The 16668-nt window shown below is 64.4% G+C and carries 14 protein-coding genes; 9 read left to right on the top strand and 5 right to left on the bottom strand.

Going from position 1 to position 16668, the window contains the following annotated elements; translation table 11 throughout:
- Positions 1 to 24 precede the first annotated feature (24 nt).
- The 3 genes from ACOJCM_RS03335 to katE all read left to right on the top strand — a co-directional run bounded on the left by ACOJCM_RS03335 (position 25) and on the right by katE (position 3299).
- Entirely contained in the window at positions 25 to 579 is a 555-nt protein-coding gene (locus ACOJCM_RS03335; RefSeq protein ID WP_445210647.1) for a DUF924 family protein, read from the top strand.
- A gap of 83 nt (positions 580 to 662) precedes the next feature.
- On the top strand, positions 663 to 905 hold the full coding sequence (locus tag ACOJCM_RS03330; protein WP_445210646.1) for a GlsB/YeaQ/YmgE family stress response membrane protein: 243 nt from the start codon (positions 663 to 665) through the stop codon (positions 903 to 905).
- Positions 906 to 1148: 243 nt separating this feature from the next.
- Positions 1149 to 3299, top strand: coding sequence for a catalase HPII (gene katE / locus ACOJCM_RS03325; RefSeq protein WP_445210645.1), 2151 nt, complete (start codon positions 1149 to 1151; stop codon positions 3297 to 3299).
- A gap of 80 nt (positions 3300 to 3379) precedes the next feature.
- On the opposite strand, the gene gabT is transcribed toward katE, so the two are convergent.
- Together gabT and ACOJCM_RS03315 are read right to left on the bottom strand one after the other, a co-directional pair.
- Positions 3380 to 4672, bottom strand: coding sequence for a 4-aminobutyrate--2-oxoglutarate transaminase (gene gabT / locus ACOJCM_RS03320; RefSeq protein WP_445210644.1), 1293 nt, complete (start codon positions 4670 to 4672; stop codon positions 3380 to 3382).
- Positions 4673 to 4706: 34 nt separating this feature from the next.
- Complete coding sequence (locus tag ACOJCM_RS03315; protein ID WP_445210643.1) at positions 4707 to 6152, bottom strand: NAD-dependent succinate-semialdehyde dehydrogenase; 1446 nt, start codon at positions 6150 to 6152, stop codon at positions 4707 to 4709.
- 202 nt (positions 6153 to 6354) lie between these two features.
- On the opposite strand from ACOJCM_RS03315, the gene ACOJCM_RS03310 reads away from it, so the two are divergent.
- Entirely contained in the window at positions 6355 to 8820 is a 2466-nt protein-coding gene (locus tag ACOJCM_RS03310; protein ID WP_445210642.1) for a DUF1266 domain-containing protein, read from the top strand.
- Positions 8821 to 9042: 222 nt separating this feature from the next.
- Positions 9043 to 9666, top strand: coding sequence for a C40 family peptidase (locus ACOJCM_RS03305; protein WP_445210641.1), 624 nt, complete (start codon positions 9043 to 9045; stop codon positions 9664 to 9666).
- A gap of 59 nt (positions 9667 to 9725) precedes the next feature.
- Here the strand turns inward: ACOJCM_RS03305 and ACOJCM_RS03300 are convergent, their stop codons facing one another.
- A complete protein-coding gene (locus ACOJCM_RS03300) occupies positions 9726 to 10613 on the bottom strand; it encodes a LysR family transcriptional regulator (protein ID WP_445210640.1) in 888 nt (295 codons plus the stop codon).
- Positions 10614 to 10722: 109 nt separating this feature from the next.
- Here ACOJCM_RS03300 and ACOJCM_RS03295 point away from each other — a divergent pair, with 109 nt between their 5' ends.
- A complete protein-coding gene (locus ACOJCM_RS03295) occupies positions 10723 to 11925 on the top strand; it encodes an MFS transporter (RefSeq protein ID WP_445210639.1) in 1203 nt (400 codons plus the stop codon).
- Here the strand turns inward: ACOJCM_RS03295 and msrA are convergent.
- Positions 11911 to 12528 carry a peptide-methionine (S)-S-oxide reductase MsrA gene (gene msrA / locus ACOJCM_RS03290; RefSeq protein ID WP_445210638.1) on the bottom strand — a complete coding sequence of 206 codons (618 nt, stop codon included), beginning with the start codon at positions 12526 to 12528 and terminating at the stop codon, positions 11911 to 11913. The genes ACOJCM_RS03295 and msrA overlap by 15 nt on opposite strands.
- A 109-nt stretch (positions 12529 to 12637) precedes the next feature.
- Between msrA and ACOJCM_RS03285 the strand changes: the two genes are divergently transcribed.
- The gene (locus ACOJCM_RS03285) at positions 12638 to 14842 is read left to right on the top strand and encodes an FAD-dependent oxidoreductase (protein WP_445210637.1); all 2205 of its coding nucleotides are present in this window, start codon (positions 12638 to 12640) and stop codon (positions 14840 to 14842) included.
- A complete protein-coding gene (locus tag ACOJCM_RS03280) occupies positions 14835 to 15470 on the top strand; it encodes a CDP-alcohol phosphatidyltransferase family protein (protein ID WP_445210636.1) in 636 nt (211 codons plus the stop codon). Before ACOJCM_RS03285 ends, ACOJCM_RS03280 begins: the two co-directional genes overlap by 8 nt.
- A gap of 93 nt (positions 15471 to 15563) precedes the next feature.
- Here ACOJCM_RS03280 and ACOJCM_RS03275 read toward each other — a convergent pair whose 3' ends face one another.
- The gene (locus ACOJCM_RS03275) at positions 15564 to 16046 is read right to left on the bottom strand and encodes an FKBP-type peptidyl-prolyl cis-trans isomerase (protein ID WP_445210635.1); all 483 of its coding nucleotides are present in this window, start codon (positions 16044 to 16046) and stop codon (positions 15564 to 15566) included.
- Positions 16047 to 16258: 212 nt separating this feature from the next.
- Here ACOJCM_RS03275 and ACOJCM_RS03270 point away from each other — a divergent pair, with 212 nt between their 5' ends.
- A complete protein-coding gene (locus ACOJCM_RS03270; RefSeq protein WP_445210634.1) occupies positions 16259 to 16543 on the top strand; it encodes a hypothetical protein in 285 nt (94 codons plus the stop codon).
- Positions 16544 to 16668: the final 125 nt, after the last annotated feature.

Here is a 16668-nt window from a genome sequence, read left to right as displayed (position 1 = left end):
GAGCACAAGCGACGAGGACATGACATGGACGAGACACTGCCCGGCCGCGATGCGGTCATCGCCTTCTGGTTCGAGGAGCTCGAGCCGGTCCAGTGGTTTCGCAAAGATGCCGAGCTCGATGCGCAGATACGAAGGCGTTTTGCTGCCCTTCACCAGGCCGCCGCCGCCGGGGAGCTGTGGCAATGGCGCGACACGGCGCAGGGGCGCTTGGCGGAGATCCTTGTGCTCGACCAGTTTTCGCGCAACCTTTATCGCGACGATCCGCGTGCCTTTGTCCAGGATCCCTTGGCGCTGGTGCTGGCTCAGGAGGCCGTGGCCCGAGGAGTGGACCGTGAGCTGGACGTATCCCGGCGCAGTTTCCTCTACATGCCCTACATGCACAGCGAATCGCTCAAGATCCACGACGAGGCACTACGACTGTTCGATCAGCCGGGGCTCGAGGAGAACCTGCGCTTCGAGCACCTTCACCGGGACATCCTGTTGCGCTTTGGCCGTTACCCACACCGCAATGTCATCCTGGGACGCGAGTCGAGCGCGGAGGAGCTGACATTTCTCGAACAGCCCGGCTCGTCATTTTGAGCTACGCTTTTTCATACGGACGCACTGAAGCATCATCGAAGCTGCCCCGAACGGCAGTATCGACCACAAGGAGGAGAGACGGTATGGGTATCATCGCCTGGCTGATCATCGGGGGCCTGGCCGGCTGGATTGCCGGCAACATCATGCGTGGAGGCGGTTTCGGCATCCTCGGTAACATCGGCGTGGGTATCGTGGGGGCGTTGCTCGGTGGGTTCCTGTTCAGCCTGCTGGGGCTCGAGGCCGGAGGTTTCATCGGCTCGCTGGTAACGGCCACGGTGGGTGCCGTAGTCCTGCTATGGATCATAGCGAAGGTGCGAAGGCCGTAGCGCGCCTTCGTCGGCGAGAGGTGGATCGACCCGGGCGGATGCCCGGGTCGATTCGTTTGCGGTGTTCCCAAGATGGCGCAGCCTATTGGTTTTCACTCTCAGTGCCATAGGTGAGGCCGATTGGCGGCTTTGGCGTGTGCGGCTACCTTGTCAATCGAACCCCGAGCGAACCACCACTGCCACCTTGGCCGAGGCGAAACATGCCGGGTTTGATGGATCGACACCGCCCACAGGAGTTCGAGCATGGCGAACAACCCCCACACCACGCCCAATAGCGGCAAACCCAACGATACCGAGTTCAAGACTCACGAGAACAGCAAGTCCGAGAACCTCGAGAAATATCGCAGCGATGCCACCGGGCACGACCTGCGCACCAACCACGGTACGCGTATTACCGACAATCATAATTCGCTAAAGGCGGGTGAGCGGGGGCCGACGCTGCTCGAGGACTTCATCTTTCGCGAGAAGCTCAACCACTTCGACAACGAACGCATTCCCGAGCGCATCGTCCATGCCCGTGGCGCGGCGGCCCACGGCTACTTCCAGCCCTACGACAACGCCGCCCAGTACTCCAAGGCGGGTCTGTTCCAGGATCCCCGCAAGAAGACGCCGGTCTTCGTGCGCTTCTCCACCGTGCAGGGCGCACGCGGCTCCAACGACACCGTGCGCGACGTGCGCGGCTTCGCCACCAAGTTCTATACCGACGAGGGCAACTGGGACCTGGTGGCCAACAACATGCCGGTTTTCTTCATTCAGGACGCGATCAAGTTCCCCGACTTCGTGCATGCAGTGAAGCCCGAGCCGCATAACGAGATCCCCCAGGGCCAATCGGCCCACGACACCTTCTGGGACTTCGTCTCGCTGATGCCTGAATCGACCCACATGGTGCTGTGGACCATGTCCGACCGCGCTTTCCCGCGCCATTACCGCAACATGGAAGGCTTCGGCGTGCATACCTTTCGCCTGATCGACAGGCAGGGCAAGGCGCGCTTCGTCAAGTTCCACTGGAAGCCGCTGGCGGGGACCTGCTCGCTGATCTGGGACGAGGCGCAGAAGCTGTGGGGCCGCGATCCGGACTTCAACCGCCGCATGATGTGGGAGGACATCGAGAACGGCGACTTCCTCGAGTACGAGTTTGGCATCCAGGTGGTCGAGGAGGAGGACGAGCACAAGTTCGACTTCGACCTGCTCGACCCCACCAAGCTCATTCCCGAAGAGCTGGTGCCGGTCATACCGATCGGCAAGATGGTGCTCAACCGCAACCCCGACAACTACTTCGCCGAGACCGAGCAGGTCGCCTTCAACCCGGCCCACGTAGTGCCGGGCATCGACTTCAGCAACGATCCGCTGCTGCAGGGGCGGCTTTTCTCTTACCTCGACACCCAAATGCTGCGGCTGAGTGGGCCCAACTTCCACGAGATCCCGATCAACCAGCCGGTATGCCCGTTTCACAACAACCAGCGCGACTCGATGCACCGCCAGACCATCAACAAGGGGCAGGCCTCCTACGAGCCCAACTCGATTGATGGCGGCTGGCCCAGCGAGACCCCGGCGGCACCGGAAAATGGCGGCTTCGAGTCCTACCAGGAGCGCATCGACGCGCACAAGATTCGCGCCCGCAGCCCTTCGTTCGGCGATCATTATTCCCAGGCCGCGCTCTTCTGGAATAGCCAGACCGAGGTGGAGAAGGAGCACATCATTGCCGCTTACACCTTCGAGCTCTCCAAGGTGCAGCGTCCCTGGATCCGCGAGCGAGTGATCAAGGAGATCCTGCCCAATATCGACCTGGAGCTGGCACGCCGGGTCGGCGAGAACCACGGCATCGAGGCACCGAGCCAGAAACCGGCGCCCGCCGAGGAGCTGGGCACGAGCTCCCAGCTGGAATCCCCGGCCTTGAGCCTGATGGCACGGCTGCCGGGCAATATCCAGTATCGCAAGGTGGCGATCCTGGTGGCCGATGGCGTCGATGGCGACCAGATTGAGGCGCTCAAGAAAAAGTTCGAGGCGGAAGGCGCCCAGGGGCTGGTGATCGCGCCGAGCATGGCGCCGGTGAAGGCGGCCGACGGCAAGCGCGTGACGCCCGACGCCATGCTCAACGGCATGCCCTCGGTCGCGGTGGATGCGGTAGTGGTACCCGGCGGCCGCGACAGTGTGGACGCGCTGGCCCGGTCGGGGCTGGGGCGCTACTACGTGCAGGAGGCCTACAAGCACCTCAAGGCGATCGCCGCCGTGGGCGAGGGCAAGCTGCTATTGGATGCGGCGGGCGTACCCACCGGTGAGGAGGGTGTGTTGACCGGAGCCTCGGTGGACGATGTCTTCACGCCGCTGCGCGATGCCATGGCGCAGCATCGGGTGTGGGCGCGCGACCCGAAGGCCAACGACATGCCGGCTTGATAGCCGCTCGAGGATATGGCGCCAACGCAAACGCCCGCCGGCATCGACTGCCGGCGGGCGTTTTCACTACGAGACAGTGATCAGGCGGTGGCCTTGCTGCCGACCAGCTCCTTGAGCGCGGCTTCGACGATGTCCAGGCCCTCCTCGAGAATCTCGTCCTCGATGGTGACCGGCATCAGGAAGCGAATGGTATTGCCGTAGAGGCCGCAGGAAAGCAGGATCAGTCCCTTCTCGCGGGCCTTCTTGCACAGCGCGGCAGCCAGGTCGGCATCCGGCGTGTGCTTGGCCTTGTCCGCTACCAGGTCGATTGCCGCCATGGCGCCCATGTTGCGCGCGTTGTCGACGCAATCGAAGTCGCTTTGCCATTGGCTGAAGCGCTTGGCCAGCTTGTCGCCCAGGGCCTGGCTCTTCTCGAGGATATTCTCCTCCTCGAAGACGTCGAGCACGGCGAGCGTCGCTGCGCAGGAGAGCGGGTTGCCGGTATAAGTGCCGCCCAGCGAGTTGCTGCCTGATGCGTCCATTACACTGTCGGTACCCACCACGGCGGAGATCGGCATGCCGTCGGCCATGCTCTTGGCCATGGTGATGATGTCCGGCTCGACGCCGCTGTGTTCGATGGCGAACAGCTTGCCGGTGCGGCCGAAGCCCGACTGCACCTCATCGACGATCATCAGCATCCCATGTTCGTCGCAAATCTCGCGGATCGCCTTGAGGAAGCTGGCCGGGGCCGGGTAGAAGCCGCCCTCGCCGAGTACCGGTTCGAGCACGATGGCCGCGGTGTCGCGGGGGTTGGCGTCGGTCTTGATCGCCATCTTCAGGCCACGCAGCGCCTCGTCCTCGCTGACGCCGTGGTAGGGCACGGGGTAGGGGGCGCGGAAGACGTTGCCGGGCATGGTGCCGAAGTCGGTGGCATAAGGAGCGACCTTGCCGTTCATGGCCATGGTCATGAAGGTGCGCCCGTGGTAGCCGCCGTCGAAGCAGATCACGTTGTTCTTGCCGGTGGCGGCACGGGCGATCTTCACTGCGTTCTCCAGCGCCTCGGCGCCGGAGTTGGCCAGCATCACCTTGGCGTGGCCGCGCACCGGGGTCACCTGGCTCAGGCGCTCGGCCACCTTCACGTAGCCCTCATAGGGCATCACGGTCTGGCAGGTATGCATCACGCGGTCGAGTTGTGCCTTGACCGCCTCGACCACCTTGGGGTGTCGGTGGCCGATGTTGAGCACGCCGATGCCGCCGGCAAAGTCGATGATACGGTTGCCGTCGGCGTCCCAGATCAGCGCGTTCTCGGCGCGATCGGCGAACTGGGTGGCGGGGCTGGCGGCGCCATTGGCGACATAGCGCTGCTTGAGTTCGTTGAGCTGTGCGTTATTCATCTAGCCTACCTCCTTGGAAAGACGCTGCTGGCGATCACAGGCCGCCGACACAAACGTATTTTAGTTCAGTGAATTCATCCAGGCCGTGATGGGACCCCTCCCGGCCCAGCCCCGACTCCTTGACGCCGCCGAAGGGGGCAAGCTCGGTGGAGAGAATCCCCTCGTTGACGGCCACCATGCCATATTCCAGGCCTTCCATGACATGCCAGATCCGGCGGTAGTCGCGGGCGTAGAAATAGGCTGCCAGGCCGAATTCGGTGGCGTTGGCCATGGCAATGGCCTGCTCGTCGGTGTCGAAGCGAAATACCGGCGCCAGCGGGCCGAAGGTTTCCTCGCGGGCCACGCGCATCTCATCGGTGACGTCGGCGATCACGGTGGGTTGGAAGAAGGTCCCGCCTAGCGCGTGGGGCTCGCCGCCGCAGATCAGGCGTCCGCCCTTGGCCAAGGCGTCGGCAATGTGCTCTCGTACCTTGTCCACGGCCGCCGAGTTGATCAACGGACCCTGCATCACGCCCGCGTCGAAACCGTTGCCTACCTCGAGCTGGGCCACGCGGGCGGCGAGCTTGTCGACGAAAGCATCGTAAACGCCGGCCTGGACCAGCAGGCGGTTGGTGCACACGCAGGTCTGGCCGGAGTTGCGATACTTCGAGGCCACCGCACCCTCCACCGCGGCATCCAGGTCGGCATCATCGAAAACGATGAAGGGCGCGTTGCCACCAAGCTCCAGGGAGGCCTTCTTGACCGTGCCGGCGCACTGGGCGAGCAGTTTCTTGCCTACTGCGGTGGAGCCGGTGAAGGAAACCTTGCGTACGCGCGGATCGGTGGTCAGCACTTCGCCGATCTCGGCGGGGCGGCTCGCCGTAATGACATTGAGCACTCCGGCGGGGAAGCCCACCTGCTCGGCCAGCCCGGCCAGGGCCAGGGCGGTCAGCGGCGTGGCCTCGGCCGGCTTGATCACCACCGGGCAGCCGGCGGCCAGCGCCGGGGCACACTTGCGCGTAATCATCGCCAGCGGAAAATTCCACGGCGTAATAGCCGCTACCACGCCGATCGGTTCACGCAGTACCAGGATGCGCTTGTCGACGCCGTGGCTGGGCAGAGTTTCGCCCGCCATGCGCTTGGCCTGTTCGGCATAGAACTCGACGAACGACGCCCCGTAGGCCACTTCGCCACGCGATTCCGCCAGTGGCTTGCCCTGCTCCAGGGTCATCATGCGAGCGAGCGATTCCTGATGGGCCATGATGGCATCGAACCAGGCACGCAGCAGTGCGGCGCGCTGCTTGGCAGGCTGGCGGCGCCATGCCGGCCAGGCGGCTTCCGCCGCGGCTACTGCGTCGCGGGCATCCTCTGCCGTGAGGTCGGGCACGCTGGCAAGTGTCTCGCCGGTGGCGGGATCGGTCACGTCGAAGCGGCGTTCAGCATCGCGCCACCGGCCATCGATGAAGGCCTTGTTGCGGTAAATGTCGGCAGGGAGTGACATGCAGGCTCCTGGTGTGTTGATTATTTGTTTGGCGAGTGTGCATTATTTAAAACGCTTCGCCAAGAGCCCTCACGCTGCATCTCGCGCTTTTTACGCTGCCAGGCCATCGGCTCGCGCAGCGCTTTCCGCTACACTAGGCGCCGGTTTCCCGGGTGTGGCCGAGTCACGCCCCTTTTACGCTGGTTGAACGTCGAGGTGAGACTTGGTCGACCCCCTTTACGCCTGGTGGGCTCAACAATTGGTCCTGTGCGGCTGGGTCTTCGAACCCGAACCCATCGCGATCGAGCCGGAAGTGGCCCGTGCCAGGCTGCAGGCGCTGGAAGTCAACGATCGCGGCGAGCTGGGCTGGCGGCTGGTCGAAGCTTTCGGTACCGATACGGCAGAGCCGGCGCGGCTGCTTGCCGCTCTCGAGCTACTCGCTCTGGCCGGATCGGCCAACTGGCTCTCCGAGCCCCGCGTACGAAGTTGGCTGATACGCCTGACCGAAGAGATCGCTAGCCGCTATCCCAATCTGGAAGCGTGGCTTGAAGCGTTGCTGCATGCCAAGGGCGTCGAGGGTTGGGTGCGCGGTGACGATGGTTTCTGGGACGCCTGCGAAGCGCTGGCGGCGCTTGAGCGTGACGGCGAAGGCATAACCTGGCACACATTGACCGAGAGGTTGGCCCAGCTGCGCAGGAAAAAGGCGCGTACGCTCTGGCCCGACAGCGAGGGTGCTGGCGCCTGGCGCCTGAGGGCGGCTTTCTCGCCGGTAGTGGAAGCATCACCGGGCGAGATGGACTGGCCGGAGGCTGGGGGCTGGCTGTGGCAGTACTGGCAAATAGAGAACCGCACCGGCCTGATCCAGAGCCTGCTGTGGCTGGCGGGCTACGGTCATCGCCAAGGCTGGGACCTCGATGCGACTCGCCTGCTGGCGGCCAGCAGTGACGAACGCCAGGCGTGGCTTGGCGGGCTCGTTGCCACCGAACGCGATTACGGCCGGGTGCTGCTCGACTTCGTGGAGCGTGGCGAGCCGTTGGAGTGGGCCGCCTGGGACTGGATGCGCCTGGTCGACCTGGCTTGGGCCGGGGCCTGCGCAGGCTGGCTGGAGCCCGCCGAAGCCCAGGCGTTCGCCGCTCACGCTGCCGATCTGGCGCTGCGTCGCTACAGCGACTGGTCGGCGCTGGCACGGGCCTATCAGCGGGGCTGCAGCCTGTTCGAGGGGCGCGACCGGCTGGGCGACATGCAGCGTGACTGGGGGTTATTGCTCAACTCACCGGTGAGCCCCTGGCGGGTGCCGTTGCAGCAGCTCCTGAACGAGAATGCGAGGGAGGCGTCGCGCCGGGCGATCATGGCCTGGCGGAGTTCACCACAGCATTGGGTGCTTGCATTGGCCTCGGTACGCGAGCCTGAATTCGGCATGCGCCAGGGGCCGGCCGTGCCGGTAGCCGCCGAGAAACGCGCCGATGCCCTGCGTTATCTCGACGAGACCCTGGGGCTACACCCCGACGAGGGGGTGGAGGCCTTCACGCGCTACTGGCTCCCTGCCCAGGCGCACCACCTCAACCAGTTGGCGGCCGATGCCGCCCATGGCGCCTTGCCCGCTGCGGATACGCCGTTCGGCCGACCCGAAGCCGCCGACCGGGCCACGCTCGAGGCGCTGAAAAAGGGCAATCGTCATGCAGCCACCATCCACATGGCCGAGAAGTACGCCTTCTACCTGCAAATGGCGATGGATAGCGAGGCGTTCGATGCCGGGGCGCTGACGGCCCTGGCCGAGGCGTTGCGTGGTACCCTGTGCCGTTTCTATGCCGATCCGCGCCGCCTGCTCGAGGCCTGGGCCCAGTGGGAGGCGCTGTTACCCGAAGGTGAGCAACCGCCGCTCGTCGAGGAGATCCGCTGGCATCGGGACGATCCTGGCAGCCCGTTTCACTGGCTCGACTGGCGCTCCTCCCAGTGGCAGGAACCGGGCCCGCGGCCGACCCTGTCGCGTTTCACCGCCATGGCGCTGGTGGGGCCGCTCAACAGTGCCGCCTGGAGCGAACCGCACGTGGAGAGCGACCGAGAGGCGGTCTCGATACGCGAATGGATCGATGGCCACTACGGCCTGCAGGGCCGTGGCGAATTGACCGAGTTTCTCGATTTCCTGCTCGAGGCGGGCGACCGGCAGGAATACCAGATCAACTACGCGCCTTACACGCTCAATGCCCAGCGCCTGTCTTCGGAGATCGCCATGCTGGAAAGCGGCGAGTGCAGCGAGGAGGATCGCAACCATATGCTGCGGCTGAAGCGGGTGCGTGACGATACCGATGGCTGCAACGAGCTGGACATGACCGCCTGGGACGTGGCCCAGGCCGTTGACCTGGCCATTGCCGGGCGTCAACTGGGCTGGCTCGATGAGGCTGCCTTCAGCGGCGTGCTCGAGCGGGCGCATGCCTTGGCCGCCGAGCATTACGGCAGCTGGGAGGCCTATGCCAACGGCCTGTATGCTGGCTTTTCGTTCTTCATGGGCGAAACGCCCGAGCGCGAGGCCTTTCTCAGCAGCTTCCGCATGGCACTGGTCGCTTGGCTGTCGGGCGCGCCGCCCCTGGCCGGTCCATGGGCGAGCCTGGACTTTCCCGGTGCCAGGCCGCGCCACTGGGCACCCATGCATATCGATACACTGCCGGGCGATATCAAGACGCTACATTAGGACTCGCCCTGTTGAGTCTGTGTGGTTTATAGTCAGCGGGATTACACATGGCTCCAGCATGACGGAGCCTTCATCATGTCGCGAGCCGTCGCAAGGCCGCTCTGGCAGTGGTACGGGCGAACGCCAGGCACCACTACCACAGCGATCCTCTCGGGTCTGTCAGGTAGGGCATCCGCTCGACCCGAACCTGCGTGCGGTTCAAGGAAATGAGGAACTAGCAGGATGGTTGCCACGGGATCGAGTCGTCTCGCTGTGCTCGGTGTATCGTTGGCGCTGTTGACCGGATGTGCCGGCTCAGCGAAAACCTCGCTGGAAGCTCCCGACGACTACTTTGCCAGACAGTTGCCAGGCATGTCGTCATCCTTCGACCCCATGATGTCGCCTGTGGACAACCCCATCCTCCGGGTAAGTAGCCTACACAACCCGCCCCCCGAACTCGTCCGCGAGGCGCTTCTGGCTCAACACGAGCGCTGGGCCGGCACGCCCTATCGACTCGGCGGCACCGGCCGCAGCGGAATCGACTGTTCGGCACTGGTGCAGAACGTGTTCAGCGAAACCTTTCGCCTCCAGCTTCCGCGCTCCACTAGCGAGCAAGTACGAGAAGGTACCCAGGTATCTCGCAATGAGCTGCAGGTCGGGGACCTCGTGTTCTTCCGCCCCCCGGGGCGCTACGATCATGTGGGCATCTACGTGGGCGACGGCTATTTTCTTCACGCCTCCACTTCCCAGGGCGTGATGCTCTCCGAGCTCGACAACAGCTACTGGCAGCGCTACTACTGGCAAGCGCGTCGGACGCTGGAGCCGACGACCTTGGCGCAGCGCGTCACCGAACCGGGCGAAGGCTGAGCAGCGCCTACGCTTTCCCAAGCTATTGCTCGAGATGCGCCAACGCTGGCGTTTCACTCTCATAAGATATCGCGGTGGGCGATGACGTACTCTACGAAAGCGCTCTCCGCTCGCGAAAGGTAGGCGCTCCGCGCCCAGGCCAGCGACAGGTCGAGCCAGGCCGGGCTGTCGAAGGAGATTGCAGCAAGCCCAGGCTCGTCCACCACCCGGCGCAAAAAAGTGGTGATGCCGAAGCCCTGACGCACGATCGCTTTGGTCAGCGGTATCAGGTTCGACTGGAAGGCGATATTGGCCGCAAGGCCGGTCTGCCGCGAGAGCGCGTCGACGAATTCACGGTGGAAGTAGCCATCCTGAAACAGCACCAACGGCTCCTGAAAGAACTCCTTCGCCGTTACGCTACGCCGAGCCGCAAAGGGATGGGCGCGTGGCACACAAACCACCATTTCCTCTCGTACGAGGCGGCGCCGCTCCATGTGGCGGCTCTGCTCGTCGTCGATCACCACGCCGAGATCCAGCTCGCCCTCGGCTATCATGCCTTGCAGTCGTCGGGCGCCGGCTTCCACCACGGTCAAGCGAATCCCGGGATGCTGCGCCTTGAAGCCCATCAACAGCGGGGGGAAGTAGTAGGAGCCGAGCATCGAAGGAATGCCGATACGGACTTCCCCTTTGACCAGCCCGTGAAGCTCCCGCATGGCCAGGTGGGTGGCCTCGGCGCGCTCCAGCAGTTCCCGGGCGTGGGCGTAGAGGATTTCCCCTTCTGGGGTCAGGCCAATCCGCCGCTCATGGCGATGGAACAGGGTCAGCTCCAGTTGGCGTTCGAGGTTGGCTACGGTCTGGCTGACAGCGGATTGGGCCACGTGAAGCTCGCGGGCGGCAGCGCTGAAGCCGGCACGGTCGGCCACCGTGACGAAGACGCGCATTGCGCGTAGATCGAAGGGCAGTGCCATGGAAGTTACCGATAAGCGAAAGAGATAGTCACAATCGTTTTATTCTGTTTGGCTTATCATTCTGCATGCCCGAACATGAGGGGCAAGCTTTTCCGCTCAGGTCCCGTGCATGATCGTCGCTCGTTCCCCCGCCTGGTGGCGCGCCACACTGGCGCTATGCCTCGGTTCCATTCTGGTTTTCGTCAATCTTTATGCGCCGCAGCCGCTGCTGCCTGAGCTGCGCCAGACCTACGGCGTATCGACGCTGGGCGTCAGCCTTATCATGTCGATGGCGACCCTGGCTCTGGCAGGGGCGCTACTGGTCTTCGGTCCTCTGTCCGATGCCATCGGCCGCGGTGGCATCATGCGTGTCACGCTGCTGTTGACCGGGCTGTGTTCGTTGGGCCTGGCCCTGGCGCCCAACTTCGAAACCCTGCTGGCGCTGCGCCTGGTGCAGGGTTTCGTTCTCGGGGGACTGCCGGCGGTCGCCATTGCCTGGATGGGCGACGAGTTCGATCGCCCGGCGCTGCTAGCAGCCGTGGGGCTCTATATCGGCGCCAATACCTTGGGCGGGATCGGTGGCCGGCTGATCGGTGGCGGCGTGGGTGAGATCGGCGGGGCCAGTGCGGGTTTCCTGACGGTGGGCCTGGTGACCCTGGCTGGCGTAGCGCTGTTCTGGAAGCTGTTGCCGGCGCCCCGCCAGTTTGCACCGCGCCGCTTCGAACTGCGCGGCGCCCTGGCGGACCTGGGGGCTCACCTGTGCCATCCTCTGCTGCTGGCAGCCTACCTGCTCGGTGGCATCAACTTCCTCATCTTCATCAACCAGTACAGCTACATCACCTTCCGCCTGGCGGATGAACCGTTCGGCCTCGGGTCGCGCTGGCTGGGAATGATCTTCCTTACCTACCTGGGGGGCACCCTGAGTTCGGGGCTGTCGGGACGCCTGACCCGCTACTTCAGCCAGCCGGCCTGCATGGCGCTGGGCATCCTCGTGCTCATGGGCGGCACCCTGGTTACCCTGATGGAGTCGTTGGGCGGGATCATCGTGGGGCTGACGATCAATGCCGTCGGGTTCTTCCTCGCCCATTCCATGGCCTCGAGCTGGGTCAGTCGCCAGGCCCAGCGTGCTCGCGGCAGTGCCTCCGCCCTCTACCTGGTTTTCTACTACCTGGGGGCGAGCCTGGGCAGCCTATGGCTCGAGCCCTTCTGGCAGCACGCTGGCTGGCTGGGCGTGGCCGTCGGTTCGTGGCTTCTGCTTGGCGTCACCCTTGGCATCGCACTGTGGTTATGGCGCAGCGAACGCAACCTCGAGCGGGTATCACTGGCCCGCTAGGCCGCCGGCCTCTTCGTCCCAGATCTCCTCCAGGCGCTCGTCGCGGCCGCAGGCCGACTTGTAGAAGTTGTAGCGCACGGGGTTCTTGCGGTAGTAGTCCTGGTGGGTTTCCTCGGCGGGGTAGAAAGCCTCGAAATCGCTGATTTCGGTAACGATCTCCCGGCCGAAGCGCTCGGCGAGCTCGTCGCGCGTGGCCTCGGCCAACTCCCGCTGCGTCTCGTTTGCGGTGAAGATCACACTACGATAGCTCTCACCCTCGTCGCAGAATTGCCGGTTTTCCGCGAAGGGGTCGATATTGCGCCAGAACACGTGCAGCAGCTCGGCATAGTCGGTCGCTTCGGGATCATACTCGACCCTGACCACCTCGACATGCCCGGTTTCTCCATTGACCACCTCCCGGTAGCTCGGGTCTTCGACATGACCACCGCTGAAACCGGACGTCGTCGAGACGACGCCCTCGACCTTGTCGAAGGCCTCCTCGACGCACCAGAAGCAGCCGCCGCCGAACACGGCGCTGTCAGTCGCTTCGTTCGCGAGGCCCTTGCCGACGGGCAGGGCCAGCAGTAACGGCACCCACGGCAAGACGTTTCGTATCCTGATCATGGCCGGTCCCTCGTTGCATTGCGTTGCGGGCTGTAAGGTTGGAAGCTGTTACGAGACACAGGTTCCGTATAACCTCTGTTTAAAGTGTACCTCCAAACCGGGAGTCGCCGTGGCGCGTCGTCGTCTACTTCTCGTGCTGGTGCTCGTCGCCACCGTGGCCGCCTACTTCCTCAGTGGCGTCGACGAGGCGCTGACGTTGGCCAACCTCCAGGCCGAGCAGGCGCGTTTCCAGGCCTGGCTGGCCGATGAACCGTTGACTGTCGTGGGCGGCTTTTTTCTCCTCTATGTGATCATGGCGGCCCTGTCGCTGCCCGGCGCCACACTGATGACGGTGCTGGGCGGGGCGTTGTTCGGGTTCGGCTGGGGCCTGCTCATCATCTCGTTCGCCAGCTCTCTCGGCGCGACCCTGGCTGCACTGATCGCCCGAAACCTGCTGCGCGGATCGCTGGAGAAACGCTTCGCGCCGCAACTCGAGCGCATCAACGCCGGGGTTCGCCGCGAAGGCGCCTTCTACCTCTTTACCCTGCGGCTGATCCCACTGTTTCCCTTCTTCGTCATCAACCTTATGATGGGACTGACCCGTATCCGTCTTTGGACTTTCTACTGGGTCAGCCAGCTGGGCATGCTGCCGGGTACGGCGGTCTACGTGAACGCGGGGCGCGGGATCGGTGAACTGGAGTCGCTTTCCGGTGTGCTCTCGCCGGGACTGATCGGCTCGTTCGTGCTGATCGGCCTGTTTCCCTGGCTGGCCCGCGGCCTGGTGGCCATCGCCAAGCGCCGCCGGGTGGCACGGCGTTTTCAACGCCCGACGCGCTTCGATTACGACATCGTGGTGATCGGTGGCGGCTCGGCGGGGTTGGTAGCGAGCTATATCGCCGCGGCGGTCAAGGCCCGCGTGGCGCTGGTGGAGCGCCATCGCCTGGGCGGTGACTGCCTGAACACCGGCTGCGTGCCGTCCAAGGCGCTGATCCGTGCGGCACGAGTGATCGAGGAGATTCACGGGGCCCATCGCTACGGCATTCACGTGGAGAAACCACAGGTCGACTTCGTCGCGGTGATGGCGCACGTGCAGCGCGCCGTTCGCGACGTGGCACCTCATGACAGTCGTGAACGCTACGAGCGGCTTGGTGTCGAGGTGTCCGCAGGCGAGGCTTGCCTGCAGGATCCGTGGCGGGTACGCGTGACCAGTGACGAGGGAGTCCGCACGCTGACCACGCGGCACGTGATCGTCGCCAGCGGGGCAAGGCCGAAGGTGCCGTCCCTGCCCGGGCTGGAGGCGATCGAGGTACTCACTTCCGAGAACCTGTGGCAGCTCGAGACCCTGCCGGAGCGACTGGTAGTGCTGGGCGGCGGCCCGATCGGTTGCGAGCTGGGACAGAGTTTCGCTCGCCTGGGGAGCCGAGTGAGCCTGGTGGAGGCGGGCCCCCAGTTGTTGCCGCGTGAGGACGCCGATGTGGCCGCTGTGCTGCATTCTCGGCTCGAGCGGGAAGCGGTGGCGCTATGGCTCGATACCCGCGCGGTGCGTGTGGTGCCCGGAGAAGCGCCCGGCGTCGCCAGTGCGCTTGAGGTGGAGCGGCCCACGGCAACGGGCGAGGTCGAAACGCACCGGCTGGTTTTCGATCGCCTGCTGGTGGCCGTGGGGCGTCAGGCCAGCGTGGGCGGCCTGGGGCTCGAGGCACTGGGCGTCGAAACGCGCGAGGACGGCACCCTTGCCGTGGACGAGTGCCTGCAGAGCGTGCTGCCCAATGTCTGGGCCTGCGGTGATGTGGCCGGCCCCTTCCAGTTGACCCACGCCAGCGGCCATCAGGCCTGGCACGCCACGGTGAATGCCCTGTTCGGCGAGTTCAGGCGCTTCCGGGTCAGCTATCGGGCACTGCCCGCCGTGACCTATACCGCACCGGAGGTGGCGCGGGTCGGTCTCAGCGAGCGTGAGGCACGCCAGCGTGGCATCGATTACGATGTCACGCGATATGCATTCGCCGAACTGGACCGCGCCATTGCCGAGGACCAGACCGAAGGTTTCGTCAAGGTGCTCACGGTACCGGGCAAGGACCGCATCCTGGGAGCGAGCGTGGTAGGGCAGGGGGCCGGCGAGTTGCTGGCAGAGTTCACCCTGGCGATGACCCACGGAATCGGGCTCAACAAGCTGCTCGGCACGGTACACCCTTATCCCACCTGGTCGGAGGCGGCCAAGGCCACCGCTGGCGTATGGAAGAACGCCCATAAGCCTGAGCGACTGCTGGACTGGCTGGCGCGCTACTTCGCCTGGCGCCGGGGCCGATCATCTACCGGAACGAGGAGGAAGCATGCTTGATCGCTGGACCATGCCCCTGACGCAGCCTCCCCTGGAAGCCATGGCGAAGCGCTTGCAGGGACGAGGCATCGGCCCGGACCGGGTCACCGTGGCGGCTTTCGTGATCGGCATGCTCAGCCTGCCGCTGCTGGCCATGGAATGGTACGCGCTCGCTCTGGTGGTGATCCTGCTCAACCGCCTGGGCGACGGTCTGGATGGTGCTCTCGCCAGACGCTCGGGCAGGGCGAGCGATGCCGGGGGCTTTCTCGATATCGCCCTCGACTTCGTGTTCTACGCGGCCGTGGTGCTGGGCTTCGCCCTGGCCGACCCGGAAGACAATGCGCTGTCGGCTGCCTTCCTGCTGTTCGCTTTCATCGGTACCGGCACTTCGTTCCTCGCCTTTGCCATCATGGCGACCCGGCACGGGCTCGAGCGGCCGCAGTTCCAACAGAAGGCGTTCTATTACCTGCACGGCCTGACCGAGGGCACGGAGACGATCCTTGCCTTCGTGCTTTTCTGCCTGCTGCCGGGCCATTTCCCCCTGCTGGCCTCGTTCTTTGCCGTCGCCTGCCTGATTACCACGGCGACGCGGCTATGGGGCGGCTACCGCACGCTAAGCGGCCTGGAAGCGGCGCAGGAAGAAGGCTGACCGGGTTTCCCCTTGTCGCCTGCGACATCACCAGGCGACACAGAAAAGGGGCAGCCATGCCGGCTGCCCCTTGCGTTCACGGTGCTGTCGCGTTCAGTGCTGGTGGCCACCTTCACCATGCACGTGACCGTGCTCGATCTCTTCCTGGCTGGCTTCGCGGACGTCGGAGATTTCGACGTCGAAGTTCAGTTTCTGGCCTGCCAGCGGGTGGTTGCCATCGACAGTGACGGTATCGCCTTCCACCTGGGTCACGGTGACCATCAGCGGGCCGCCCTGGGTCTGGGCCTGGAATTGCATGCCCGGCTCGACGGACTCGACGCCCTGGAAGGCGTCGCGCGGGACTTCCTGGACGAGCTGGGGCTGCACCTCGCCGTAGCCCTCTTCGGGCGCAACGGTCACGGTGAGCTTCTCGCCGGCTTCGTGTCCTTCCAGCTGCTTCTCGAGTCCGGGAATGATATTGCCGGCACCGTGGAGATAGGTGAGCGGCTCACGACCTTCCGAGCTGTCCAGCACCTCACCTGCATCGTTGGTCAGGGTGTAGTGAAACGCGACAACGGAATTCTGCGCAATCTGCATTGATGAACCTTTCGGTGAGTGCATGTAGAAACCATGGTAACGCGGGATACCGGGGCTGTCAGGGGGGATGCGGTTTTTTCAGCTTCGCATGGCATTTCCTGAGTCGCGTTCACGGCCTTTGGTTGAGTTGCGCACCCTTGGCCTCGCCGCTACCCTAGCGGGATCCCTATTTTGTCCTTCTCACCAGAAACGACGCTTACCGGAGCGAACCCATGACTGAAATCGTGATCTGGCTGATTGCCTTCGCCCTCATCCTCTATTTCTGCATCCAGCTGTGGGAAACCTCTGTCAGTGCAGGTCTGAACAAGGTGGTGCCCCGTGTCATCAAGAGCGGCGACGACAACCGCTGGGTGTGGGCCCTGGCGCTCGCCGTGCTGGGAGCCACCACGCTGGTACGTCCCATCGACATGCTGATGACCCTGATCGTCATCGCCGTGCTGGGGTTGATCGCCAAGAAACTTGCCGAATGGGCGATGGGCCGGGCCAAGTTTCATTGAGTCTGTGCGTCGCCAGCGACGCGGCGAGACGAAAAAGGGCCCGCGGTATTGAACTGACCCCCAATAGTTGGACGGTTCATTCAGCCGGTGCCCAAGGCCTGAGTCCTGTATTGTACGGGGCTCAG

This window comes from Billgrantia hypersalina (assembly GCF_052584175.1).
The sequence above is the reverse complement of the archived record's forward strand: the minus strand, read 5'-3'. Positions and strand labels throughout refer to the sequence as shown.